This window comes from Cupriavidus sp. 05T313, assembly GCF_056396665.1.
Genome location: NZ_JBFTLX010000594.1, coordinates 1 through 532, shown reverse-complemented (window position 1 = coordinate 532; position 532 = coordinate 1). Strand labels below are relative to the sequence as shown.

At 64.3% G+C, this 532-nt stretch carries 1 protein-coding gene; it reads right to left on the bottom strand.

Going from position 1 to position 532, the window contains the following annotated elements:
- Window positions 1-122: 122 nt before the first annotated feature.
- Window positions 123-532 (bottom strand): transposase (locus AC1DKD_RS41915; protein WP_477144820.1); only part of this gene is annotated, 410 nt, incomplete at its 5' end.

Sequence of the window (532 nt, the reverse complement as noted above, 5' to 3'; positions counted from 1 at the left end):
TTTTGTGGGTTGGGGTTTCTGGGGTTGAAGTATTTTGGGTGGTTCCGGGCTTTTGGTGCCTGTTGGCCGGGTAGGGGGTGTTGTTTTGGCTGGCTGTGAGAGGCCTGGTCCTGGTTTCCGGTTCAAGCGATGGCCCAGGATCCCTGTTCCGCGGTGAGTCCGAGCTTCAGGAGGCGGCGGAGGTTCAGTCCCGCGATCCGTAGCTGGAGCCAGGCGTTGTTCCGGYTGATGCCGCGATGGGGAACGCGTCGGTTGCCGCGGGTGAGCCATGCGATGGACCGCTCGACCATGGGCCGGTGGGTGCGGTAGTCGTCCTGGAAGGCCGGGTTCTTSGCGCGTTGGCGGTGTTGCCGTTGCAGCGCGTCATGTTCGTGGAGAACGATTTTGCGTCCTCGCGGTGAGGCGGTGCATCGGTGCCGGAGGGGGCAGCCTGTGCAGGCGGCGCCGAACGTGACCCGTCGTTTGGTGGTGATGTTGCGGGTGAGTCCGTGCGGGCAGGTCATGGTGCCGGCTGCTTCGTCGACGGTGAAGT